23 protein-coding genes are annotated in these 23048 nt (G+C 51.3%); 4 read left to right on the top strand and 19 right to left on the bottom strand.

Annotated elements, in window-relative coordinates:
• Positions 1–66: 66 nt before the first annotated feature.
• Positions 67–1197, bottom strand: coding sequence for a transglutaminase domain-containing protein (locus ACLB09_RS23435; RefSeq protein ID WP_410772250.1), 1131 nt, complete (start codon positions 1195–1197; stop codon positions 67–69).
• A gap of 318 nt (positions 1198–1515) precedes the next feature.
• On the opposite strand from ACLB09_RS23435, the gene ACLB09_RS23430 reads away from it, so the two are divergent.
• Positions 1516–1713, top strand: coding sequence for a hypothetical protein (locus tag ACLB09_RS23430; RefSeq protein WP_410772249.1), 198 nt, complete (start codon positions 1516–1518; stop codon positions 1711–1713).
• Between the two features lie 847 nt (positions 1714–2560).
• Here the strand turns inward: ACLB09_RS23430 and ACLB09_RS23425 are convergent.
• From ACLB09_RS23425 to ACLB09_RS23355, 15 genes are all read right to left on the bottom strand, one after another.
• Positions 2561–2797: a glutaredoxin family protein gene (locus ACLB09_RS23425; RefSeq protein ID WP_410772248.1), complete on the bottom strand. Its 237-nt coding sequence runs from the start codon at positions 2795–2797 to the stop codon at positions 2561–2563.
• 23 nt (positions 2798–2820) lie between these two features.
• A complete protein-coding gene (gene trxB, locus ACLB09_RS23420; protein WP_410772247.1) occupies positions 2821–3771 on the bottom strand; it encodes a thioredoxin-disulfide reductase in 951 nt (316 codons plus the stop codon).
• A 166-nt stretch (positions 3772–3937) separates the two neighbouring features.
• Positions 3938–5881 carry a heavy metal translocating P-type ATPase gene (locus ACLB09_RS23415; protein ID WP_410772246.1) on the bottom strand — a complete coding sequence of 648 codons (1944 nt, stop codon included), beginning with the start codon at positions 5879–5881 and terminating at the stop codon, positions 3938–3940.
• Between the two features lie 299 nt (positions 5882–6180).
• Positions 6181–7473: a homocysteine synthase gene (locus ACLB09_RS23410; protein ID WP_410772245.1), complete on the bottom strand. Its 1293-nt coding sequence runs from the start codon at positions 7471–7473 to the stop codon at positions 6181–6183.
• 276 nt (positions 7474–7749) lie between these two features.
• Positions 7750–8607, bottom strand: coding sequence for an ATP-binding cassette domain-containing protein (locus tag ACLB09_RS23405; RefSeq protein ID WP_410772244.1), 858 nt, complete (start codon positions 8605–8607; stop codon positions 7750–7752).
• Positions 8604–9464, bottom strand: coding sequence for a hypothetical protein (locus tag ACLB09_RS23400; protein WP_410772243.1), 861 nt, complete (start codon positions 9462–9464; stop codon positions 8604–8606). The genes ACLB09_RS23405 and ACLB09_RS23400 overlap by 4 nt, the downstream gene beginning before the upstream one ends.
• Positions 9448–10068 carry an RNA polymerase sigma factor gene (locus tag ACLB09_RS23395; RefSeq protein WP_410772242.1) on the bottom strand — a complete coding sequence of 207 codons (621 nt, stop codon included), beginning with the start codon at positions 10066–10068 and terminating at the stop codon, positions 9448–9450. Before ACLB09_RS23395 ends, ACLB09_RS23400 begins: the two co-directional genes overlap by 17 nt.
• Positions 10069–10103: 35 nt before the next feature.
• Entirely contained in the window at positions 10104–10820 is a 717-nt protein-coding gene (locus tag ACLB09_RS23390) for a hypothetical protein (protein ID WP_410772241.1), read from the bottom strand.
• Complete coding sequence (locus ACLB09_RS23385; protein ID WP_410772240.1) at positions 10804–12984, bottom strand: ABC transporter permease; 2181 nt, start codon at positions 12982–12984, stop codon at positions 10804–10806. Before ACLB09_RS23385 ends, ACLB09_RS23390 begins: the two co-directional genes overlap by 17 nt.
• Positions 12977–13867 carry an ABC transporter ATP-binding protein gene (locus tag ACLB09_RS23380; RefSeq protein ID WP_410772239.1) on the bottom strand — a complete coding sequence of 297 codons (891 nt, stop codon included), beginning with the start codon at positions 13865–13867 and terminating at the stop codon, positions 12977–12979. The genes ACLB09_RS23385 and ACLB09_RS23380 overlap by 8 nt, the downstream gene beginning before the upstream one ends.
• Positions 13868–13961: 94 nt before the next feature.
• Positions 13962–14096 (bottom strand): hypothetical protein, encoded by a 135-nt coding sequence (locus ACLB09_RS23375; RefSeq protein ID WP_410772238.1) that lies wholly within the window; start codon positions 14094–14096, stop codon positions 13962–13964.
• A gap of 206 nt (positions 14097–14302) precedes the next feature.
• The gene (gene deoC, locus ACLB09_RS23370; RefSeq protein ID WP_410772237.1) at positions 14303–14980 is read right to left on the bottom strand and encodes a deoxyribose-phosphate aldolase; all 678 of its coding nucleotides are present in this window, start codon (positions 14978–14980) and stop codon (positions 14303–14305) included.
• A 42-nt stretch (positions 14981–15022) separates the two neighbouring features.
• Entirely contained in the window at positions 15023–15604 is a 582-nt protein-coding gene (gene def / locus ACLB09_RS23365) for a peptide deformylase (RefSeq protein WP_410772236.1), read from the bottom strand.
• A gap of 87 nt (positions 15605–15691) precedes the next feature.
• Positions 15692–16051, bottom strand: a complete 360-nt coding sequence (locus tag ACLB09_RS23360; RefSeq protein WP_410772235.1) for a hypothetical protein — start codon at positions 16049–16051, stop codon at positions 15692–15694.
• 353 nt (positions 16052–16404) lie between these two features.
• On the bottom strand, positions 16405–16662 hold the full coding sequence (locus tag ACLB09_RS23355; protein ID WP_410772234.1) for a YqkE family protein: 258 nt from the start codon (positions 16660–16662) through the stop codon (positions 16405–16407).
• 192 nt (positions 16663–16854) lie between these two features.
• Here ACLB09_RS23355 and ACLB09_RS23350 point away from each other — a divergent pair, with 192 nt between their 5' ends.
• The gene (locus ACLB09_RS23350; protein ID WP_410772233.1) at positions 16855–17433 is read left to right on the top strand and encodes a type II toxin-antitoxin system PemK/MazF family toxin; all 579 of its coding nucleotides are present in this window, start codon (positions 16855–16857) and stop codon (positions 17431–17433) included.
• A gap of 261 nt (positions 17434–17694) precedes the next feature.
• On the opposite strand, the gene ACLB09_RS23345 is transcribed toward ACLB09_RS23350, so the two are convergent.
• Together ACLB09_RS23345 and ACLB09_RS23340 are read right to left on the bottom strand one after the other, a co-directional pair.
• Positions 17695–18264: a TetR/AcrR family transcriptional regulator gene (locus tag ACLB09_RS23345; RefSeq protein WP_410772232.1), complete on the bottom strand. Its 570-nt coding sequence runs from the start codon at positions 18262–18264 to the stop codon at positions 17695–17697.
• Positions 18242–19006: an MBL fold metallo-hydrolase gene (locus ACLB09_RS23340; RefSeq protein WP_410772231.1), complete on the bottom strand. Its 765-nt coding sequence runs from the start codon at positions 19004–19006 to the stop codon at positions 18242–18244. The genes ACLB09_RS23345 and ACLB09_RS23340 overlap by 23 nt, the downstream gene beginning before the upstream one ends.
• A 175-nt stretch (positions 19007–19181) precedes the next feature.
• On the opposite strand from ACLB09_RS23340, the gene ACLB09_RS23335 reads away from it, so the two are divergent.
• Positions 19182–19814 (top strand): LysE family transporter, encoded by a 633-nt coding sequence (locus tag ACLB09_RS23335; RefSeq protein ID WP_410772230.1) that lies wholly within the window; start codon positions 19182–19184, stop codon positions 19812–19814.
• Here the strand turns inward: ACLB09_RS23335 and ACLB09_RS23330 are convergent.
• Positions 19811–21190 carry an amino acid permease gene (locus ACLB09_RS23330; protein WP_410772229.1) on the bottom strand — a complete coding sequence of 460 codons (1380 nt, stop codon included), beginning with the start codon at positions 21188–21190 and terminating at the stop codon, positions 19811–19813. The two genes, ACLB09_RS23335 and ACLB09_RS23330, sit on opposite strands and share 4 nt — an antisense overlap.
• A 210-nt stretch (positions 21191–21400) precedes the next feature.
• Here ACLB09_RS23330 and ACLB09_RS23325 point away from each other — a divergent pair, with 210 nt between their 5' ends.
• Entirely contained in the window at positions 21401–23041 is a 1641-nt protein-coding gene (locus tag ACLB09_RS23325) for a diguanylate cyclase domain-containing protein (RefSeq protein ID WP_410772228.1), read from the top strand.
• Positions 23042–23048 lie beyond the last annotated feature (7 nt).

Genomic DNA, 23048 nt, shown 5'->3' with positions numbered 1-23048 from the left:
AGCTTTGAAGATGCTCCTGGGGTGCTTTGGCTTTGGCTTGGCTTTGCCCCCCCCCCCCCAACCCGTTTAACGGGTGGTTTCCCAGTGGATCTCGACCCGTAAATCATCCGTCCCTTCCAGCGGTCCGGAAAGGTATCTGACATTTTCAACAGGCAAATCGTAGAGGCTCTCCAGGTCGCGAAGCATCTCCTGCTCGGTTCCGGAATAGCGGATGGTTACGGATAAGCCCCCTGCTTTGATTTCTTGGCTTACCTTGCTTTGAAGACCTTCCACTGTGCTAACTGCAAGTGACGGATCATATAGATGCAGGCCTAGCTGCTGCTGCAGTTCTTTATAGACAGCCGTCCCTGCACTTCCTTTGTTTACGAGTGCGTTCAAGGTATTACGGTAAAGCGTGTTGGCAGCGGGATATTTGATCGTCCATTGATGATCCTTTCGTATCTGCACATCGGTGAGTAAATAATAGGCATAACTGATCTGATCCTGCGGAGCCAGCAGTGGATCGTCCCAAGTGGTATCGAGATGATACCACTTTTTTCCCAGTTCCACGAGGTTCCATGCGTGCAATTGTCCACCGGCGGTCCCCTCAACGATCTCGTTATTTATTCCGGCACCTTTCAGAAGCTTGTAGGTCAGCAAAGTGTATCCCTGGCATACCGCTTCTCCGGTCTGAAGTCCTTCATAGGCCGTATATTTTTTCAAATCCTCGTCATATTTCAGGTTTTGGACCACATAATCATGAATCGCTTTTACTTTTTGATGATCATTCATTCCGGAAGTAATGATGCTTTTCAATATTCCTGCCACTCGCCAGTTAACATAGGCGGATTGGTCTTTGTTTTCCCGGTACTTGACGCTCAAGCTTATTTTGGCCGTACCGCTCGTCCCGCGCCAGGTATACGTATACCTGTCTACGATATATTTGGTGTATGGGTCGCTGTCGAGAGCTCCGGTGATCGCTTTTTTCAGCAAGCTCTCCAAATTTTTCGTCGATCCTTTATATTTTATAGTCATCGAGGTTTTGCGTGCTTCCAATCCTTCCGTCATCTCCAGCTGTAAACCTTGGACCGTGGTCACATAGGCCTTTTCCGAAGCGGCGAAAACCTGGAGCGTATTCCAGTTGGCCGGCACCGTTCCCATCAGCAAAGCTCCCAGTAGTCCAGCCGTAATCCAGCGTTTAGGCATGCTCTGTCCCATGTTGCGCGCAGCTCCCTTACTGTAAAATTCCCTCTCCATGAACCTTGAATTGAAGACGATCGGCGTCTTTAAGCTCATTGTAGCACAGGCTGTCCTGCAAAGGTCTTCTAGTTTTGTCGAGTCGGCACGAACCCCGGCAGGAGATAAAAAACGTAATCATCCATCCGTGTATCCTCAGCAAAAAGACGTGAAATAGACTTATTTTTTCATTTCCTTTCCGCCCAAAATGAATTGTGCTTTGATATAATAAAAACCAGAATTCTGTGATATAAATCATTGCATGTTCAAACCTGTTAAGATCGGAGAGCGACCAAAGCTATGACAATCGTCAATCTTTCGGATATTTCCATTGAATTGTTCGTTGCCGTCATGTTCTTTCTGCTCATCATTGCCCCTTTAGTAAGCCTCGGCGTACTGCGTTTATTCCAAGGCAAGAAAAAAGCGGGCCTCAGCCTCATCGGCAGCGGTGTACTCGGTTATTTTGTCTTTCAGCTTATTGTCGGGCTGTTAGATTAACGCATCCTTTACACTTTACTATTTACACTTTCATCTTAGAGATTAGTCCGTCTAATATAGCTATACAAACTTGAAAAATGGGGTAGTGGATCTTTGTAGAAGATCTTCTGCCCCATTTTTTTATGATCGATTAATCGGTTTATCCCCCTCGTAGCTATCCCTTTTATTCATGAACAAGAAATTAACTGTATTACCTCCATCTAATTTCGGACTTCTCTCGCTGTTCTCAAAATTAGCTGGAAAAACTCCATTTAAATCCAGACTTCCTTACGTATCTAGCACATTCGTCCAAAATTAACTGTAGGTTTTCCAGTTATTTCTGATAAAACGCGTAAAACCGGAAAATTAACTGTAGAAAATCCAGTTACTGTGACGAGAAAGCGGATGTACTGCAATGTGTAGTGATGGACAATTTGAGATATATGACGCGAAGTGCGCAGTGTGTGCGGTGTGCGCGGTATATGCGGTGTGCGCGGTGTGCGGTGTGTGCGGTGTGTGCGGTGTGCGCGGTGTGCGGTGGGTGCGGTGGGTGCGGTGTGTGCGGTGTGTGCGGTGTGTGCGGTGGGTGCGGTTTGCGCGGTGTACGCGGTTTGCGCGGTGTGCGGTGGGTGCGGTAGATGAATGTTATTTTACTATGGTGCCCGGGCCCTTCAGTAGCTTAATTTACTGTTATGCAATGTACTTTGCTATAGTCACCTTATTTGCGCTGCGCAGAAGCCAACGATGAGCCTCGTCAGCTAAATCTCATGCATATTGCAAAAAAAAGCCCCCGCCAACGGCGAGGTCTTTTAATTTTTGTATAGGACTTAAAAATAGTTCTACTCCAATGCAGGACTGTATAAAGTGCCTAAGCTTGTTCGGCGAGCGCCTTTTCAAACTGGGTTTTGTTCATACCGAGAATGCGATGTTCCCCGATCAGGGTCACCGGTACCGCACGCATGCCCATATCCCATACCTGTTGGGCAAATTCGTCATTTTGCTCGATGTTGCGCTCTTCATAAGATACGCCCTTATCGCTTAAAAAGCTTTTGACTTGACGGCAGTGTGGACAGTTTGTACTCGTATATACGATAACATTTTCCATAAAGCTGCAATTCTCCCTTCGGTTTAGTTAACGGCAGCCGCCGCAGATTGGTGTTCCAGACTTTCAATATATTTCTCGCAATCGATCGCAGCCATGCATCCGCTGCCCGCAGCGGTGATAGCCTGGCGATAGCGCGTATCCTGAACGTCTCCGCAAGCGAATACGCCCGGTACGTTCGTTTCCGACGTTCCCGGTTTCACTACGATATACCCGTTTTCGTCAGTATCGATTTGTCCGCCGAGGAAGCCGGTGTTCGGATGATGGCCTATAGCGACGAATACGCCGGAAGCCGTAATGATTTCTTCTTCGCCCGTTTCGTTGTTGCGAACCTTCAAACCCGTCACGCCGATCTCGTTGGTCACTACTTCAAGCGGCGTGCGGTTCAACGCCCATTCCACTTTTTCGTTCCCGCGCACGCGATCCTGCATGATCTTGGAAGCGCGCAATTCATCGCGACGGTGTACCAGCGTTACTTTAGACGCAAAACGTGTCAGGAAGTTCGCTTCTTCCAAAGCGGAATCACCGCCGCCAACGACGATAATCTCCTTGCCGCGGAAAAAGAACCCGTCGCATGTAGCGCAAGTGCTTACGCCGCGACCCACGTTATCGGTTTCTCCCGGAATGCCGAGGTATTTAGCGGTAGCGCCCGTAGACAATACGATGGTGTCACTCACCAGTTCGCCGAGGCCTTCTACCTGAAGCTTGAACGGACGGGAGCTCATATCTACGCTGTTCACCCAGCCGGTGCGGAATTCCGCGCCGAAACGTTCAGCCTGCTGACGCATATTATCCATCAATTCCGGCCCCATAATTCCTTCCGGAAAGCCCGGGAAGTTTTCCACTTCCGTAGTGGTCGTAAGTTGGCCGCCCGGTTGTGGACCTTCAATTACAAGTGGCTTAAGGTTAGCCCGTGCCAAATAAATAGCGGCGGTTAATCCCGCCGGACCCGTACCGATAATAATTGCATTATACATATATAGCATCCTCCTTCAAGGCAGTTACGAATAAATAGATTATGAGATTAATTATGTGGAATCCGCGGTATACTGTCAACAATCGTACCGGAAGGGTTCGGTGAAGTTTAAATGAAGGAATGATGAATTATCTGAACTTCAAATTATGAAAGCTTTGACCAACTAGCTAACGAAGCAAGCGCAAACCGTTCAAAATAACTAAAATCGTGCTGCCTTCATGACCGACAACCCCGAGCGGTAGCGGGATGTCCTGAATAAAGTTGCCGGTAATCAGCAGCAGGATCATCAATCCGGCCAAGACCAGGTTTTGCTTCACGATTCTTCTGGCCCGGATCGCCAGCGAGATCGTTTCGGCGACCACTTCCAAATTGTCATTCATCAGCACGACATCCGCTACCTCCAGCGCCGCGCCGCTCCCGCCGTCTCCCATGGCCATACCTACGGTCGCCGCTGCCAGTGCCGGAGCATCATTGACGCCGTCCCCTACCATAACCGCATGGCCGAACCGGCTCCGCAGTTCGCCGACATGCCGCACTTTATCCTCGGGAAGCAAATCCCCGTAAATCATGTCGATCTCCGCTTCTTTCCCTACCGCTTGAGCTGTTTCACCGCGGTCTCCAGTCAGCATAACCGTGGCGATTCCCAGTTTATGAAGCTGACGGACCGCCCGCTTGGCTTCCGGTCTTATCTGGTCCCTGAGCGCAAGTACGCCTGCAAAGTGGCCTTCGCACTGAATGACGGACACCGTATTTCCCTCATTGGCAAGCCGCCGTATGCTTTCCCGAAGATAAGCCGGAAGCCCCTGATCGTTTGCGTCCGCTTTGCCGATTCTCCATACCGCTCCGCCGACCCGGGCCTCAATGCCCCAGCCGGTCAAGGCCTTCAATTCTTCCGCAGCGGCCAGTTCAAGTCCCTCGTCTTCCGCCTTAGTCACAATCGCCCGAGCCAGCGGATGCTGTGATAATTGCTCGGCCGATGCGCATGCCGCAAGCACTTGGTCACGGTCGTAGCCATCCGTCACGACGAGCTCCGTCACGACGGGAGTACCCGAAGTCAGTGTTCCGGTCTTGTCAAACGCTACGACCTTGACGCCCGCCAGCAGATCTACATATGACGCTCCCTTAAACAGCACACCCTTTCTCGCGCTCTTGGACATCGCGGACAGCATGGCCGGCATAACGGAAGAGACCAGGGCACACGGGGAAGCCACAACGAGAAAGACCATCGCCTTATAAAAAGTCAGCGGCCAGGACCAGCCCAGCAGGAGCGGCGCCAGCACGAGCAGAGCCGCCGTAACCGCTACGACGCCTTTGGCGTAATGCCCTTCAAGCCGCTTAATGAAGCGCTGCGTTTGAGGCACCTCATTCTCGGCTTGTTCGACCAGCGCGATAATTTTGGCGAACAGCGTCCTTTCGGCCGGACGGCTGACTTCCACATACAGCGCGCCCTCCCCGTTCAGAGTTCCCGCATATACCTCATCTCCGGCCAACTTATCCACCGGGATAGACTCCCCGGTAATCGCCGCCTGATTGACCGCCGATCCGCCGCTCTGGACCATCCCGTCCGCCGGGATAATCTCTCCCGGTTTCACGAGCACCAGATCGCCAATGACTAACTCCTCCACGCTGACGGTTCTCATACCGTCTCTATCCACCTTCAACGCCTTCTCCGGCTTAAGGGCAACCAACGCGGAAATATCCTTCCGGCTGCGTTCGCTCGCGAACGACTCCAGTGCTCCGCTGAGCGCAAAAATAAAAATCAGCATCGCTCCTTCGTTCCAGTAACCGATTGAAGCCGCTCCAAGCGCCGCCGCGATCATCAGCAAATTGACGTCGAGGTCCCTTTCACGGATCAGCGTCTGAAATCCTTCCCGTGCTTTAACAAAACCGCCCAGTCCATACGCCGCAATATACAAAATGACCGATAGCAACCGGGAGTATTCTCCCGTTCCCCATCCGGCCGCCATAAGCACGCCGCTGCCGAGGGCGAACAGCATTTCACGATGGCGGAGCAGGCGAAGGAGCGAACTTTTCCGACCCGGCCCCGGCTGGGGTTGATGCGAACTTTTTTGAGAAACCGATAACGGTTTGTGCAACACTTTGGCTTGCATATCTGATGCCTCCCTTTGAGAATGAATACCATTGTTAATCCCCTAAAAATGGCACATGCTGCTCCGGGATTTATCCCGAAGCAGCATGTAATTGAGAACGATAATCATTTTTGTATTTGTACAATAAATTTGCATTATGGAAACTTTTCTTTCATTTTAAACTTTTTCTATTCGTATGTAAAGACGCCGCCCGCCCAAATTAATGCGGAATGGATGGATGCAATCAATTGCCGCGTTAAGCATGAAAAAGCCTTCATTCGAACCGCTCCGAATGAAGGCTTTACAGTAAAAAACGGTTATCAGGTCTGGCTCGCCGCGATTGCCTGCTCCAGATCGTAAATAATGTCGTCGATAGACTCGGTGCCGATCGATAAACGGATCAGCTCAGGGTTGACGCCCGCCGCAAATTGCTCCTCTTCCGACAGTTGCTGATGCGTCGTGCTGGCCGGATGGATGATCAACGACTTGGAGTCGCCGACATTGGCCAAGTGCGAGAACAATTTGACGTTCTCGATCAGCTTGCGGCCGGCTTCGAGGCCGCCTTTGATCCCGAACGTGAGAATCGCCCCTTGGCCTTTAGGCAGGTATTTCTTGGCCAGTTCGTAAGATTCGTGGCTAGGAAGACCTGCGTAGCTGACCCACTCCACTTTATCGTGTCCTTCCAGGTACTGCGCGACTTTGAGCGCATTCTGGCTGTGGCGTTCTACGCGGAGATGCAGCGTCTCCAGGCCTTGAAGCAGCAGCCAGGCGTTGAACGGCGACAAAGATGCACCCAAATCGCGCTGGAGTTGGACGCGGGCCTTAATGATGTAAGCCAACGGACCAACGGCATCGGTATAGACCACACCGTTATAGCTTGGGTCCGGCTCCGTCAGACCCGGGAATTTGTCGTTCGACTTCCAGTCGAATTTGCCGCTGTCGACGATGACACCGCCGATCGACGTTCCGTGTCCGCCGATGAATTTGGTCGCGGAATGTACTACGATATCCGCTCCGAAGTCGATCGGACGAAGCAAATACGGGCTCGGGAACGTGTTATCGACGATAAGCGGAACCCCGTTCTCGTGCGCAATGGCTGCGACGGCTTCGATATCAAGCACATCGCCTTTCGGATTGCCGATCGTCTCCGCATAAAGTGCCTTGGTTTTGTCGGTAATCGCCGCCCGGAAATTTTCCGGATCGGAGGCGTCCACAAACTTCACTTTGATGCCGAGCTTAGCCAAAGTGATCGCAAACAAGTTATATGTACCGCCATACAAAGTGGAGGAGGATACGATTTCGTCCCCGGCCCCGGCGATATTCAAAATGGAGAAGGTAATCGCCGCCTGCCCCGAAGCCGTCGACAAGGCACCTACGCCCCCTTCAAGCGCAGCGACGCGTTTTTCGAACACATCGTTGGTCGGGTTCATGATGCGGGAATAAATGTTGCCGAATTCCTTGAGGCCGAACAAATTGGCAGCGTGTTCCGTATCGCGGAAACCGTACGAAGTCGTTTGGTACAGGGGCACCGCGCGAGAATAAGTGGTCGGATCGATTTCTTGCCCCGCATGAACCGCAAGGGTCTCGGGCGCGAATTGACGTTCTTCAGACATGGGTAATTCCTCCTTTAAAATTCGGTATTATTAAACAATTTCATGTTTTTCACTATTCTCTCACATAAATGGTCTTTTGAAAATAGTAAATCCGATAAAAACCATAAGAATAATTATATTTCTTAAAATAAAGCAGCACTGGAGCTTAATGACCTTTTCTCCGGTGCTGCTTTTACTTCTATAAAAAATTTATCACTATATATAAAGCCTTCGGATTCATGGTGTACCCATTTTTTCGCCAATTCTGCTTATTGGTTTATTCTTGTCCTTGCCACGCTACACATCCAGTGACCGACCGCGTTGGCGAACGAAGTAGGCGTCTTCCATTGACGGCTCCGCTTCGGTTAATCCCCGGAAGGGCCGATCCTTTCCGACAAGCCGGACGTACATGCCTTCCGGCACTTCGCGGAATAGAATCAGATTCCGGTCGTTGACGCCACCGAAATTTTCCTGGGAAATGACGCCCTCCCATACCTTCAGCGGCAATTCGCGGGTCCACCTCTCTCTCTCACCCTCGAAACGAACCTGGCCCTGACCAAGCCAGATAATATGATCGGCCGCCCCCTCCCATTCGTTCAGTTCGTGAACGGCCGCCAATACGGTTTTCCCGGTCGCGTAGCGCGACAGATAGGAAATCGCCAACTTGCGTTCCGCGGAATCCATCGCATTCAGCGGCTCATCCAGAAACAGAAAGTAAGGAGCGGCGAGCAAGGACTGTACGAGCGCGATTCTTCGCCGGACACCGAGCGAGAGCGACTTGATCTTTACATTCCGGCTTTGCTCCAGCCGGAAATCCCTCAGCAAGCTTTCCACCCGTTCCAAACGAAATACGCCTTTCAGTTCAGCCAAGTAAACAAGCAGCTTATATACCGTCATTTCCTCGTACAGCTCAATCTCGGCCGGAACATACCCGATTTGGCTCCGCAGGAGCGGTAAATCCTCAGCCGCGGATCGCTGGTGGTAAAGAATGCTGCCCCGGCGCGGCATTTGAAGCGTGGCGAGCAGTTCCAGCAGCGTCGTTTTGCCCGCCCCGTTTGGACCAACCAGGAGCGTCAGCCCGCGATGAATGCGGAGGCGCCCAATTTGCAGCGTGAATTCGCCAAGGGGCTGACACACATTTTCCACCACGATCATACTCCGTCTCCTCCGCCTAATCCATCATTCATTTTGAGATGGCGGCTGCGGTAATAAGAGCGAAGGATCAGCAAAGTTCCGGCAATCAGCATAAGCCCATCCGCCATCGTTCGGGATGACGCCGTCCATCCTTGCAAACGGGATTGATCCTCAAGCACGAACCATAGCACGTAAACCACGGAAGCCGCAACGCAGGCCAGGGTCATTCCTTTTCGGAACAATACGTACATGGCCGATCCCGCCGTGAACAATGAAATGCCCAGCCATTGCAGCAGAAAAGGAATAAACGGCATGCTTACCTCTCCCGCCGCCGTTACCCTTAGACCGACGATTAAGGAGCTGAGCAAGGCCCAACTGACCACAAGGCCGATCACCATCAGCATCCGGCTGTAAATCACTAGCGCCGGAGGATACGGCGTGATGCTTTCTACCGCCCGCATGCCCCGGTCCCAGGAACGGTAGCTGAATAACATGGACGCAATGAGCATCAACGGCGTAATGACCGGAAACAGCCCGCTGGGAATGGCATCTCCCAACAGCAGAGTTCTGAACGGTCTTTGCGGGTCGACCAGCAGAATCAGCATCAAAAATACCGCAGAGCCTGCCAGAATGAGCGATTTCCGATTTACCCGGAACTGGCTCCAAAGCAGCTTGCGCAAGGACGGCGCCTCAACCTGCGGGTTGAAGTCAAGCGTGGGCCCAACGGCACCGGCTTTAAGCGCGTCAAATTCAGGCTGTAGCGCCGCGATCAGCGCTGCGGTTTCCGACGGGGACGGGGGCGGCAGCACCGCCTGACGCAGCGGTTCGCGCAATTCCCGTTCCAATTTCTCTAATTCTTTATCAATGGAGGGGTTCATGGGATGACACCTCGCTTTCCTGTTTATCCTTCAATTTTGTCCTGAATCTGGGCGGTGACAAATCCGATGATTTCATCAAAACCCGCTTCAGTTTTCGCAGCGCCCCATATAAGTGGGATTTTACCGAACTTAGCGGCAGATCCATCAGCTCGGCAATTTCTTGAAGCTTCAGCTCATGAAAGAATCGCATCCTCACCACGTCCTGCTGCACTTCGGGCAGCCAGGCAAGAGACTCTGCAATCTGTTCCACCGCCTCCTGCCGTTCTAGAAGTTCTTCCGCTCCGGGAGAGGGGTCGGCGTCCTCCGGCATTTCATCCGCGGCCGCATGCTCGGAGCGGTAAGCAGAGCTCCTCCAATAATCCCGGCACAGGTTGAGCGCCACTTTGTACAGCCAGGGGCGGAGCTGGTCAAGCCCGCCGTTCCTTTCCAAATGCCGGATGAGCCGGATGAAGGTCTCTTGCACGAGATCCTCCGCCTTTGCGCGGTCACCGAGCTGCTGCGTGATATAGCTAAGAAGCGGCCCGTGATAGCGGGTAACCAGGAGTTCAAAAGCCTCCTGCTCTCCCTGGGCCATGCGCTCCGCCAATTGTTGATCGGAAATCAATTCCGTTCCCCCTCTCCCGTTTCTTTATTTCAATGTTATTCTTCTTCCTCAATAATCCAGCGTTCCCTCTTCCCGATGAGCCACACGGCGGCAGCAAGCAACGCGGCGGCGGCCAGCATCAGCACGACCCGGTTTAACGGAAACGATGCCTTCTCCGGCAGAAAAGCGGTGTACAGCGTCCATCGGGACAACCAGCTCCCGCCGCTGACCGTATCAACCATCCAAACCGCAAACCCTAACGCCAATCCTCCATAGGTTTTACGGAATATAACCATTCCTATCAGCGTTATAGAGGCAAGCAGCATGAAAGCGGGCATCGTCTGGAGCATTAACGGGAAGATCCCCGTCACTCTTTTTGCGCCTTCTCCCCCGCCCCAAGGATACATGAACGTGGAAATCCGCCCGAACTTCAGCAGATAAACCGCCATCCATCCTACGTTTAGTAAAGATGCGTATAGTAGCGCCATCACCCATTTGCGTACGGCGATCAACCTCAGTGAAACCGGGTACGTGGCGATCATCTCCATGCTTCCTCCCCCGATTTCCCGCTGGAATAAGAGCAGCATAAGCATGATGACGAGCGGGTACATCCCCATTTCCGAAAAATAGTAGACGGTACGCGGTTTGTCGCCGAGCATGATACTAATCAGGTAGAGGATAAATACAAACAGCACCAGAGCCGCTACCGGCTGTTTTTGCAGTTTCAGATCAAAGGAATATCCGCGCCGCAACTGCTCAATTGCCGTTTTCATCGCCCATCACCCTCTTCCATTCCTTTTCCCATTCCGTAAACGGAATTTTGTTATCGGCAATCGAAGGCTCCACATTCGGATCGGGAACTTCAAGTCCTTTGGCGTAAAAATAATTCAACACTTCTTTGACTTGTTTGTATTTGCCTTCATCCAACGCTTGCGCAACCTGTTTTACCATTTGCAATCCAACGCGATCGGGATCAGTACCCTCATCTCTTGCATACAGTTCCTGGATCAAGTATCCATTTCCAGACCCTTGCCAAATTTCTTCGTCACTAAAGCCTTCTTCTTCCCGGGTATACAGGTACCACATCAGCCCCCGGATTTGCAGGCGGACATCCTCGCTCATGTTTTCGATCAAATAATCGCCTTTACGGCTTCCCAGGAGCATCTGATTCATTAACATTTTGGAAGCATAATCCTTGTCAAAAAGATAGGTCATCACGTAAGTCTCATTTTCCACACTATATTTCACATAATTCTCATTTGGAAGGAACAACAACTGGTCGAGACGGGATTCAAAAGGATGGATCCATCCGGAAAAATATGCGTACATTTTCTTCCACTGTGCCAGAATATCCTCTCCAAGCTTGGCGTTATAAGGCGTCGTTACCGCTTTACCCGGAAAATCCCCCGATTCCAGTTCCAAAAAGTCCCCGCCGAACAACGAGAGTCCTTCGCTTACTTGACCTTCGAAAGCTTGCTTGCCATGTTCACGCCCGGTTTCCGTCAGACTGGTATATAAAGGACGATCAAATCCGGTCAGACTCAATTTGAAAGTGGTCGAATAAGGAGCATGAGGGATAAATGCCGCCCCTAGCTGGATGCCGGAACCGTCCATTTCCTTCACGTAAATCGGCTGGTGTCCCGCCAGCGGGTACCAGGCGATATATCCGGGAAGAAACAGGTCGTCGCCTTTGACGAAGGCATACAACGAGCCCTGACCCTGAAATCCCGGCGCGTAATCCATCATCGTCCCCGCATAAGTAATTTCAACCTCTATCAAACCTTCGGGTATTGAGGCAGGAAGTTCGATATCCAGTTGATCCCCTTTGCGCGAAAAAGAAGCCGCATCTTCACCGATCTTGATTGTTTGTACTTTAAAATTACGGTTCAGCGTTAAGTTCAGTTCCCGGTTCCCCTTAACCTTCAAATCATCGCCAGGAATCGTAAGCTTTGCCGTGACCCGCAGACTGTCGTTGGCTTCCCTCACTACATTTAGATCATACTCCGTGATCTTAAACAGATCGGAAGAATTCCATTCCGGCGATTCATCGAGGCTCTTGAGAGTCGGATCGGCAAGCTTGGCATAATAGCCCTCATACCGCTGCTGCCAAATTTGGCCGTAAGGCACGAATGCCAGAGCGGCAAGCAGAACCGCAAACGCGCTAACGCTCCAGACCGCCAGTTTGTGCTTCGTCGGGCGGATCAGGTTCAACACCGTAACGCCGGCAACCAGAAGCAATAAGACAAAGGACAATACGAACAGGCGGGAATATAGCAGTTCATCGCCAAGAAGGCGGAAGCCCCAAGTATCGTTAGGTTGATTCGTAACCAGGAACATGCGGCTTAAATGAAAGGTCTGCAACGGATAAAGCCTCGCTTTATCGATCAAAAAAATGTCCATGAAAAACGTTCCGAACATCCACGCGCAAAAACCGATCAGATAGACGATCCGGTTAGGAATCGCAATTGCCAACAGCATGGCTAAGGCCAGCGTTACCATATATGAAATCTCATAAGTCACGGCAAAATACAACGCATATTCAACCGTAATTTCAGGAGTAATTCCCCGTTGAGCCGAAAACCAGGCAAACACCGCCGCGGCGACCAGCGTAAAGATCGAAAAGTAGATTAATGCGGCCAGATACTTGGCCGATACTTTCGTGGCGTAAGGTACCGGCAGCGCCGAACTCCATTCATAGGAGGAACGGCGGATATCCCTGCGGACCGACAATATGCCGACAAGCATAACAAGTCCAAGTGTCATCGTGTGGACGAATGCATGAAACGTATAGGCTTCATTTAACAAATTTGCTTCGGGCGCTACACTGCCGATCGTCCATACATTCATCACCGCAAATGCCAACGGCAGAGCCAACAACCACAGGTTACGAAAAATCATGCTCCATTCAAAACGGAACTGGCGAAGCCATTTATTCATAACCGTAAGCACCTTCTCTCTGGCTCGTCCGCAGCAGTGCCAAGTATCCGTCCTCCAAAGTTGGAGTGACCAATACGCCATCCGAACCGGATGGAGGCGCCTCGCCGATTACCCGGCACAACAGCCCCTGCTCGCTCCGGCGTGTGGATACTACCGACATCGGGTCCAATCTGGCAAACTGCTCCTCGCTGACGATGCCTTCCCACACCTTGCCGCGCCCAAAATCCTGCAGCTCGGCCAAATCGCCGGACATTCTGACCCGGCCCCGGTCCAGCACGGCGATTTGCCGGCAGTTGCTCTCGATGTCCGCCACGATATGGGTGGACAGAAGCACGATCCGGCCCAGGCTGAACCGGGTCAGCAAGTTGCGGAAACGAACGCGCTCTTCCGGATCGAGGCCGGCCGTCGGTTCATCGACGATCAGCACCTGCGGAGATCCCAGCAGGGCCTGAGCGATACCAAGGCGCCGTTTCATTCCGCCGGAGTAAGTCCTGACCCGTTTGCCTGCTTTATCCTGCAAATTGACCTCTTCCAGCAGTCGGTCGATTTCCGCCTTGCGCTGTTTCCGGTCATTCATGCCTTTCATTTCGCCCACATAATCCAGATACTCGGCACCGGTCAACTGAGGATATACCTGGAACTGCTGCGGCAGATAGCCGATCATGCCCCGGATATCCTCGGCTTTGCGAAGCGGAATCCCGTTGATCGTCGCTTCGCCCGCCGTTGGCGGCACCAAGGTAGCCAATATACGCATTAGAGATGATTTTCCGGCCCCGTTGGGTCCGAGCAAGCCGACCATGCCTTCATTCAACGTCAGGGTGACATCATTGAGCGCCCATCCCCCACGCCGGTACTTTTTAGACAAATGGTTGATTTCTATCATAAAATATCCTCATTCCCAGACTGTATTCGATAACCCGCGCGGTTACTATCTGTACATGTAACGGGAGGCATGGGAAAAAAGTTATTGCCTGTTTCTAGAAAAATAATAGATGCCCGGAAATGCCCGCCCCATCCTTCAAGCCGGGCAGATTAACTGGATTTTCTCCAGCTAATTTGCCCATCTGTCCCCGGTTTTCAAAAATAGCTGGAAAACCTCCAGCTATTTTCACTGTCTGTCCTCTTCGGAAGCCGATAACGACGGATTAGCTGTAGGTTTTCCAGTTAATGTCCGGAAAAACTTAAACTGCAGGGAATTAACTGTAGGTTTTCCAGTTAGCGAGCCGATGAATCGCGGTTGGAAGATACATCAAAAAAAGCGCTATTCCCTCTTCGTTGGAATAGCGCTTTTGATACAAGCATATGAGCCGCTTGCTTTTTAATAATCGGTCCGGCTGCTGAGCCCTTGAGCGATGGCGACGCCCGCGCTCGTTCCCAACCGGGTCGCTCCGGCCTGGATCATCGCTTCCGCGTCCGCCAAATTCCGGACTCCGCCGGAAGCCTTGACGCCGATGCCCGGTCCAACCGTCTTCGCCATCAGTTCGACGGCTTCAACCGTAGCTCCTCCAGTAGAGAAGCCTGTCGACGTTTTGACGAAATCCACGCCGGCCGCAACCGCCAGCCGGCTTGCGCGTTCGATCTCTTCCGGAGACAACAAACAAGTCTCCAGGATAACCTTCACCAGCGCTTTGCCTGCGGCGCTTTCAACGACGCCTACCATATCTTTAACGACCGCTTCGTCGTCTCCATCCTTCAGCGCTCCGATGTTAATAACCATATCCACTTCGGTAGCCCCGTCGCGGATCGCTTGAACCGTCTCGAAAGCTTTAACTTCAGGTGCCGACGCCCCCAGCGGAAACCCGATCACGGTGCAGACTTTCACGTTCGGCGTATCTTTCAGCGCCTCCGCCGCCGTCTTGACCCAGTAAGGGTTGACGCATACCGAGGCGAAGCCGTATTCCTTCGCTTCCGCAGCCAGCTTGAGAATGCCTTCTTTTCCCGCATCGGCCTTGAGCAGCGTATGATCGATCCGGCTTAATACTGACTTGGTATTCATCCTTGATTCCTCCGTTTAATTTAAGGGTTGTTATTACGTCATTTAATACAAACTGGAAATTTGTACGCCTTCAGGCAACTTGAAAGGATGTTCTTTGTTGATCCGGTCATAGAACATGATTCCGTCCAAATGATCCAGTTCATGCTGCATGACGATTGCGTCAAAACCTTTGAAGCGCAGTTTCAATTCTTTTCCTTCCGCATCGTAAGCCTTGATCTGCACTTTCTCGTAACGGGGAACAAATCCCTGCACTAAGCGGTCTACCGATAGACAGCCCTCGCTTTCCGGCAAATACACCATCGCCGCCGAATGGCTGACGATTTTAGGATTAAACAGGGCCACTTCGCGGTCATTTCCCTCATCGTCGCTCAAAAGAGCGGCAAACATCCGCTTGTTCAAACCGATCTGGTTCGCGGATAAGCCTACTCCGGCGCGGAGTTTATATTTTTTCGACATTTCCGGGTCCTGGCTATTTTTTAAAAACAGCATCATGGAGGCCATTTCCTCCCGGTCCTCCTCTGTCGGAGGAACACTGACCGGCTCGGTCACGATCCGCAGGACCGGGTCGCCTTCCCGCACAATATCATCCATTGTAATAATATAATCACTTTTAAATTTACTCATGAGTGAACCTTCATCCACCTTCACATGCAAAATTTCGCCAAATTTAGACCAGCCCCAGCGTAGCACGCAGCGGGAACATTGTCAAAATCAGCGTCTGACTTTAACGCCCCAAACGGTATCCTTCTGGACAGCGGCGGCATCCTTAAGTTGCTTCAGTCGCGGGTCCCCGGGATAATGCTTTTCCAGATAAAGTACAAACGTCTCGCGCAGTGAGATTTCTTGGTCCAGCTTGTTAAACTCGTTCGGGTGTTCCTCCAGCTCCCGCAAGCGGGCTTCCCAAATCTCCAGATCCCGGGCGTGCGACAAATCCTGCCGGGTCCGATCCGCGAGTTCCCTGAGATCCCTGTAAGCCGTCTTTACTCTGCCGGAATATCTATGCTTCTGGTTTAGCCAGCCCAGCCCAATGATGATCAGAAAAAACAGAACCCATAATTCTATATGATCCAATTCTTCACCTCATTACACAGACATTTGATCATAGATGCCACAACTGAAGAAGACGCCGACAATTACCGACAACTTACATTAGTCATTCATGCCTAAAGTATCATAGCCTTAAAAATAATGTCAAACCCAAACAAACAGGTGTTCCACCGAAGTTGGTTACAACCGACAAGTGCGGTTACCGGCGTCCAACTGCCCGATACGATAATCAGAATCAGGACAAGATTTGAAAACATATGTATTTTACTTCCAATTGAAAATAATAAGCCGGCATTTTGAGCATGCCGGCTTCTACCTATATATTCTATTATACTATGACGACCCGGAATATCAGATCCGGTCCCTCCCGGTATCTTCTATTTGAATTTATGCCAATCCATTTTGCTATTGTTCAGCAAATGCTCAAAATCGTTATCCAGCCGCTTCTGCTCCGCCTTGCGGGCTTCCTCGGCCTTGACGCGGGCTTCTTCCCGACGCTGCTCTTCTTCTTTCTTCAATTCATTGGCCTGCTCTTTGAGCTTGGCAAGGGTAGCTTCACCGAGCAAATCCTTAAGCGTAGCGGGCTTTTCGGCCGGCGCCGATGCCGGAGTTCTGCTGGTTTTCTTTTTTGCCATGTTCGTTCACCTCGATTTCATGCCTAAAGTATCATACCGGGAAAAATATTGTCAACTTAAGATCGTGGCAAACGGTGAATTTCGGGGAAGGATACTATTTTATAAAAAATACGTTAATTTTGTTTGATCCTTATGTAAATACGTGTAATTCAAAGGTATATATGTTTACTACTGCAGCTTGGAGGAGAGCGCATGAATAAAAATCAGAAACAGGCGGAACCGGTCCAACCAGATACGGCACCTGTAAAGAGCACAACAAACCGTCGTATAGAATATGTAAAGCAGCAAAAATCGCAGCAGCTCAATAATTGGCTCCCGCTAAAAATCGAAATGGCGCATCATTGGATCGAGCACGAGAAAACTCAGATGAAAAGGAATATGACCCGCGGAGCGGTTCATTTTTGCCATTTCGGGGAAAATATCGGTTGCGAGCAGAACGAGGAGCGTCCTGTAGTGATTGTTTCGAATAATACTGTGAATTCTACGTCCGGAAACGTTCTGGTCGTCCCGCTCACCAAAAATTTAAAAATCCGCACGATTCCGAAAACGGGACAAGCTGTCCTGACCAAAGACGGCAAACCGATTCCCCGGTTTCAAAGCCATTATTTCCTTTTTAAAAGCAAGTATGATTTCCTCGCCTTCGATTCGGCGGCCAAAACGGAAGAAACGACCTCGGTCAGCAAAGTCCGCCTGAAGGAACATTTGGGCAACCTGGATGAAGAGGATGTAAGCCGGCTGGAAAACCGGCTCAAATGGTCCTTCGGGATTTAAGGTTGACAATGTTTTTGCGACAGGGTAGTATAAATATAAAGAAATACTACGTCATCCACCCCGTCGTGGATAAACTCACACGTGCCCGCGTGTTATTGAGTCCAAGAGGAGCCTAGTGCTCCTTTTTCCTTTATTATGACCGTTACGCTATGTCGCCCACCCCGGTCGTGGGCAAAATCACCCCGCTGGGAGGCTCCCGGCGGGGTTTATTGATGTGCCTTGAATCTCCTCTTTGTTACCAATTACCCGATCGGCAAATTTTTAACCAGTTCTCTGGCGCAGACCGGCAAGAAACAACTTCAGGTTGAAGTCCAGGCTTGCCTTTACATCAAGCGGCAGACCGAACCCGCTTTGCCTTTTCAGGGAAGCGAAGCCGTGAAAAAGGCTGCGTAGCCCCCTCACCGTATGAAGCGCCTCTTCTTCCGTCAGATCGTATTCACCGAGAAGTTCCACGATGAGATTCACGATCTCGCCGCTGACGTCCGCGATTTCCCGATCCTGCGGGTCCGGTGCAAGTTGAACTACTTCATACAGACCGGGGTGTTCATGGGCAAAACTGATATAAGCATCGGCAAAAGACGTAATGGCCGCTTCCCCCTGCTTGCCTTTGGCCGCAACCGTAATGGTGTCATGGAGCTGATGAAGCGCATGGACTGCCACCATTTTGCGCAACTCTCCCAACCCGCTGACATGATTATATAGCGATGGAGGGCGTATGCCTAAACGCTGAGCTACGGATGAAATCGTAACGGCTTCCGCTCCCTGTTTGTCCGCGATATCGATAGCGGCGTGCAATACGGATCCGCTGTCAATTCCCGCTCTTGGTGACATGCCGGGATGCCCCCTTCCGCCCGGCTTTTAGAGCCGCCAATTTGATTTCAGCTTGCCCGATCGCCCTCTCCATGTCGCCTGCCGGACTGGATATCATCCTGCCGTGGCCCGCCGCTAGTAGAGACGGCTTCAAGTCAGCCAGCTTTCGCGCGCTGCGCAGGGCTGTTTCAACATTCCAAGTCGCCATTGCCGGAAAAGGAAACAACGGGCGCATCACTCCGCTGACGGCGATGCCGCCGCGCGTTTGGAAGGCATCGCCTACCACGAGTGCGCCGCTTCGTGTATCCAGCAGAGAAATCGAGCCTGGCGTATGCCCCGGGGAGTAAATTACTTGCAACGATCCGACCCGATCTCCCTCCGCCAGGAGAACATCAGCGCGGGTCGTTACCTTCTTCGGAACCCCGCCGCGTATCGGGGTCTGGGACTCATCATTATCCAACGATAAATCTCCCTCGAGCAAACGGGCATCTCTCGCCGATATATACACCGGAATATTCGGATACTTCCCTTTTATAGCATCCAGTGCTCCCACATGATCATCATGACCATGAGTGAGAATAATCCGCGTCAGCGGTTTGCCCGTAGTATCGGCAACGGCTCGGAGTATTCCCTTCGCGCTATAGGGCAGTGCGGCGTCTATAAGCGTAACTCCCTCTTCTTCCTCGATTAAGTAACAATTTACCGGAAACATCCTGGGCATGAACGTAATTTGTATGAGTTTATCTTTTCGAAGGATACGCATGAACGGATCATCCTTTCTCCTAAAAACTAAAGGTATTAGTTAAAATATAAACTAATGACTTTAGTTTATCAAGCCCTTTTTTTAGTCGTACAAGTCATCCCCGGCGAATAAGATGTACAAGTCAATGGTTGGGAGACTCCAATCCATATTTCATCTTTTTTTGGGGGTATGACGCTTGAACAGTATGCTTGGTTTTGTGTTTTTGGGTTTATCTCTATCCGCACCCATCGGCCCGGTGAACGCGGCCCAACTGGACAAGGGAATCCGGAGCGGCTTTCTCGCCGCCTGGCTTGTGGGACTCGGCGCGATCGCCGCCGATATCATCTATATGCTCCTTGTTTATTTCGGGGTCATTCATTTTTTAAACACCCCGTTCATGAAATCGTTCCTTTGGCTTTTCGGATTTTTTATTCTGACCTACAGCGGAATCGACAGTCTGAAACAAGCGGGCAGCCTCAGCCTGAACGAAATGCGAAGCCGCGAACCGCTATTCAAATCGTTTGCTTCCGGTTTTATGATGTCCTTGTCCAATCCGCTATCCATTTTGTTCTGGCTCGGTATATACGGGTCGGTTCTGGCGCAGACCGCTGCCTCCTCCGGTACACGGGAGCTAATTATAAACAGCTGTGCCATCATTGCCGGAGTTCTGCTCTGGGACGTCACCATGGCGGGATTCGCCAGCATCTTCCGAAAAATATTGACCGATAAAGTGATTAAAGCCATCTCCGTTCTATCCGGACTTTCCCTGATCGGATTCGGGCTTTATTTCGGTTACGAAGCGGTCCTCCTGCTTCTGGAACGGCTCTAGTCAAGTCTTGGCCGGCGAACAAGCACCGCTTTGCGGCGTCTTGCTCCCGATTTCCGTTTCTTCCATACTTTGAACTGCATCAATAAGGTAACCGTACCGATCACTACAATAAACCCGAGGCTGCCCCAAAAGCCGGGACGGCTTGTCGCGTGGGTCAACGTTCCTGATACAGCAAGCAGGATCAGCGCCATCCCGGCAATTCTTTTCACCTTTCCAAACACCGTCAATTTCAGTAATTTGCCTGAAGTGAGCAAAATAAACAGCCAATTATATAGCAATAGAAGTCCGGCAGCGGTCGTAATATATTCGTAAATCCGGCCGGGCATCGCGAGCGACAGAATGATGGACCCGGTTAAGCCGGCAGCGGTTAGACCAATCGCAAACATCGGACGTTTTTTCAGCGCCTTTTTGGCGAACAAAGGCGGAGCATCCCGGTCCTCGGCCAGCGTTACCAGCATCGTTGTCACGGCATACAGAGAGGCGACCATCGTAGAGAAACCGGCGATGATCAGCACCGAGTTGAATATATGAGGAATAAACGGCATATTCACCCCGTCCAGCGCCGTGATAAACGGGCTTTTCTTGGGCACGACGGCTTTCCACGACACAAGCGTGATCACCAGACCAATCGATAAGACGTAAACCGTGGCCAGTAGCAAAAGCATAATCTTTCCTGCTTTCGGCGCTTCCTTTGGATCTTTGAGGCGAAATGCCATCATTCCCATCACCTCGATGCCGCCGAAAGCATAGAAGGCAAAGATCAGACCGGACCATAATCCCATGATGCCTGACGGAAAAAATTGCTTGATCGTCCGCGGAAAGGAAGGATTCCCGCCAATGGGAATCCACCCGAAAAGGGCAGCTCCCGCAATGCCGAGAAACAGGAAAATCGCCGCAATTTTTATGACGGAAAGCACGTTCTCCACCGAATCAAAACCTTTGTTTCCGATCAAAATGACACCCAGCCCCAGCAGGGCATATCCCGTCGCAAACAGCCACATCGGTACACCGGGAAACCAAAACCGCGAAAAGAGAGATAATGCGGTGAGCTGGCTGCCCATAATAAGCAACTCGGACGACCAATATACCCAACCGCTGCTAAAACCGGCCCATCTGCCGAATGCCTGTTTTGCGTAAGAACGAAACGATCCTTTCTCCGGACGTTTGGCGGTCATGCGGGCCAAGGCTTCAAATACCGTATACGTTCCCAGCGCAGCCAGAGCAAAGGCGATCAGGATCGAAGGACCGGCCATGCTTATTCCGAGGCCCGAGCCTAAAAAATACCCCGTCCCGATCGTAGACGCGACCCCAAGCAGCGAAAGCTGCCACCATTTCAGGTTCCCCTTGTTTTGTTCTTTCTGTCCGTTTCCGTCCAAATGTACCCCTCCTGTTTTCCGGTTGCCATCCAACCCCTGATGAAGTCCATTTATATAGCATTCTGGAACCTTGCCGAAAGTATGCAGGAAATATAGAACTCTTTAGGTCAGGTATAATGCTTGGGCGATCAGCTTCCGATAAACGGTTTATATACATCATAGCCGCTTGCGTAAGCTAACCTATCTGCACAGCGGAAATACGGAGGCCTCATGATTAAACTGCGGACTTTTCTTATGTTTGCTTTTTCAGCGTTCATTATCTTACTCGTCTTAATATTAAGCACCATTATGGGCCGGCATTCCTCGAGCCAAATCGAAGGCGAAATCGGACATTCTTTATCCGGTATCGCTTTTCAAATGTCCGACAAGCTGGATCACTTCATGTGGGCCCGCGCCGGAGAAATCGAACTGGTAACCTCCTTGGAGACATTAAAACAGACGGAACGGCCAGAAGAAATTCGGCATTTGCTTGAACAACTGAAAACAAGTTTCCCTTCCTTTTCATGGATCGGTTATCTGGATACCCATGGTACAGTTATAGCTTCTACGGATCAAATTCTGGAAGGAAATAACATAGCGGAACGTCCGGTTTTTAAAGAAGGTATTAAAGGAGAGTTCATCGGAGACGTCCACGAGGCGGTCTTGCTCGCCAAGCTGCTTCCGAATCCCAGCGGCGAGCCGCTTCAGTTCGTCGATATCAGCATGCCCGTAAAAGGAGCAGACGGTCAACCGATCGGCGTATTGGCCGCCCACTTGAGTTGGGAATGGTCCAAAGAAGTGCAGCGCACCATTCTGGCCCCCCAGTTAAAACACTTTCGCGGTCTGGAACTATTCATCGTCAGCAAGTCCGACAATACCGTTCTCCTAGGACCTGATGAAATGATAGGCCGGCCTCTGCCCCTGGACAGCGTGAAACAAGCCCAAGAAGGACGCAATGGCTGGGACCTCGTAACCTGGCCGGACGGGCGACGCTATCTAACGGGCTACTCTCACGGTGACGGCTATCTCGATTATAAGGGATTAGGCTGGACCGTTCTTGTCCGCCAACCGGAGGCTGTCGCCTTGGCCCCGGTTCAGAATCTTAAAAACTATTTCATAATCGCCGGTGCGATAGCTACTATTTTTTTCGCTTTCCTGGGCTCCTTGCTTGCGGAGCGGATTTCCCGGCCGATCCGGGGACTTACAGAGGCTGCGGACCGACTGAGGGCGGGAGATGAAGTTGATATTCCTGAATACCGGACCTTCCAGGATATTTACAGCCTGTCGACGTCACTGAGCAGTCTCGTAGATTCCTTAAGCAAGACCGAGTCGGCGCTCGGAAATATGAAAACTCTTGCGCACAGCGATCAGCTAACCGGTCTTCCAAACCGGGTCGCCCTTGAAGGATACCTCGAAGACACATTACCGGGCATCGATCCCGACAAGGGCAAGCTAGCTTTTATGTATATCGATCTGGACGGATTTAAGGCAGTCAATGATTCACTGGGGCATCAGGCGGGCGACTTGTTGTTGCAAAAGGTGGCCCAACGGCTGGATTCCATCCGAAAGCCCGGGGGACTTGCGGTCCGTCTGGGCGGCGACGAATTCCTGTTCATCTTGCCGACTTCCCAATCCATCGAAAAAGCCCGCAAGGAAACGGAACGCCTGGCAAACGAGCTGATTGCCCAGCTGAATCAACCTTTCGTCATCGAACTGCAGATGGTGACGATCGGCTGTAGTATTGGCGCCGCCTTTTATCCGGATCACGGTGACCATCCCAGCCAGATTATCCAAGCGGCAGACGACTGCCTCTACCGGTCGAAGCAGGCCGGGAAAAACCGCGTGACGTTTGCCGAAACGCCGCCGGAATGAAACGAAA

Source organism: Fontibacillus forbon, assembly GCF_046559655.1.
Classification (GTDB): Bacteria; Bacillota; Bacilli; order Paenibacillales; family Paenibacillaceae; genus Fontibacillus.
Note: the sequence above shows the minus strand (reverse complement) of the source record. Positions and strands in the feature narration are given on the sequence as shown.

Excerpts from the sequence above, each read along its gene's own strand:
- ACLB09_RS23435 (WP_410772250.1), bottom strand. The coding sequence starts at position 1,197 with ATGGGACAGAGCATGCCTAAACGCTGGATTACGGCTGGACTACTGGGA.
- ACLB09_RS23430 (WP_410772249.1), top strand. The coding sequence starts at position 1,516 with ATGACAATCGTCAATCTTTCGGATATTTCCATTGAATTGTTCGTTGCC.
- ACLB09_RS23425 (WP_410772248.1), bottom strand. The coding sequence starts at position 2,797 with ATGGAAAATGTTATCGTATATACGAGTACAAACTGTCCACACTGCCGT.
- trxB (WP_410772247.1), bottom strand. The coding sequence starts at position 3,771 with ATGTATAATGCAATTATTATCGGTACGGGTCCGGCGGGATTAACCGCC.
- ACLB09_RS23415 (WP_410772246.1), bottom strand. The coding sequence starts at position 5,881 with ATGCAAGCCAAAGTGTTGCACAAACCGTTATCGGTTTCTCAAAAAAGT.
- ACLB09_RS23410 (WP_410772245.1), bottom strand. The coding sequence starts at position 7,473 with ATGTCTGAAGAACGTCAATTCGCGCCCGAGACCCTTGCGGTTCATGCG.
- ACLB09_RS23405 (WP_410772244.1), bottom strand. The coding sequence starts at position 8,607 with ATGATCGTGGTGGAAAATGTGTGTCAGCCCCTTGGCGAATTCACGCTG.
- ACLB09_RS23400 (WP_410772243.1), bottom strand. The coding sequence starts at position 9,464 with ATGAACCCCTCCATTGATAAAGAATTAGAGAAATTGGAACGGGAATTG.
- ACLB09_RS23390 (WP_410772241.1), bottom strand. The coding sequence starts at position 10,820 with ATGAAAACGGCAATTGAGCAGTTGCGGCGCGGATATTCCTTTGATCTG.
- ACLB09_RS23385 (WP_410772240.1), bottom strand. The coding sequence starts at position 12,984 with ATGAATAAATGGCTTCGCCAGTTCCGTTTTGAATGGAGCATGATTTTT.
- ACLB09_RS23380 (WP_410772239.1), bottom strand. The coding sequence starts at position 13,867 with ATGATAGAAATCAACCATTTGTCTAAAAAGTACCGGCGTGGGGGATGG.
- deoC (WP_410772237.1), bottom strand. The coding sequence starts at position 14,980 with ATGAATACCAAGTCAGTATTAAGCCGGATCGATCATACGCTGCTCAAG.
- def (WP_410772236.1), bottom strand. The coding sequence starts at position 15,604 with ATGAGTAAATTTAAAAGTGATTATATTATTACAATGGATGATATTGTG.
- ACLB09_RS23355 (WP_410772234.1), bottom strand. The coding sequence starts at position 16,662 with ATGGCAAAAAAGAAAACCAGCAGAACTCCGGCATCGGCGCCGGCCGAA.
- ACLB09_RS23350 (WP_410772233.1), top strand. The coding sequence starts at position 16,855 with ATGAATAAAAATCAGAAACAGGCGGAACCGGTCCAACCAGATACGGCA.
- ACLB09_RS23345 (WP_410772232.1), bottom strand. The coding sequence starts at position 18,264 with ATGTCACCAAGAGCGGGAATTGACAGCGGATCCGTATTGCACGCCGCT.
- ACLB09_RS23340 (WP_410772231.1), bottom strand. The coding sequence starts at position 19,006 with ATGCGTATCCTTCGAAAAGATAAACTCATACAAATTACGTTCATGCCC.
- ACLB09_RS23325 (WP_410772228.1), top strand. The coding sequence starts at position 21,401 with ATGATTAAACTGCGGACTTTTCTTATGTTTGCTTTTTCAGCGTTCATT.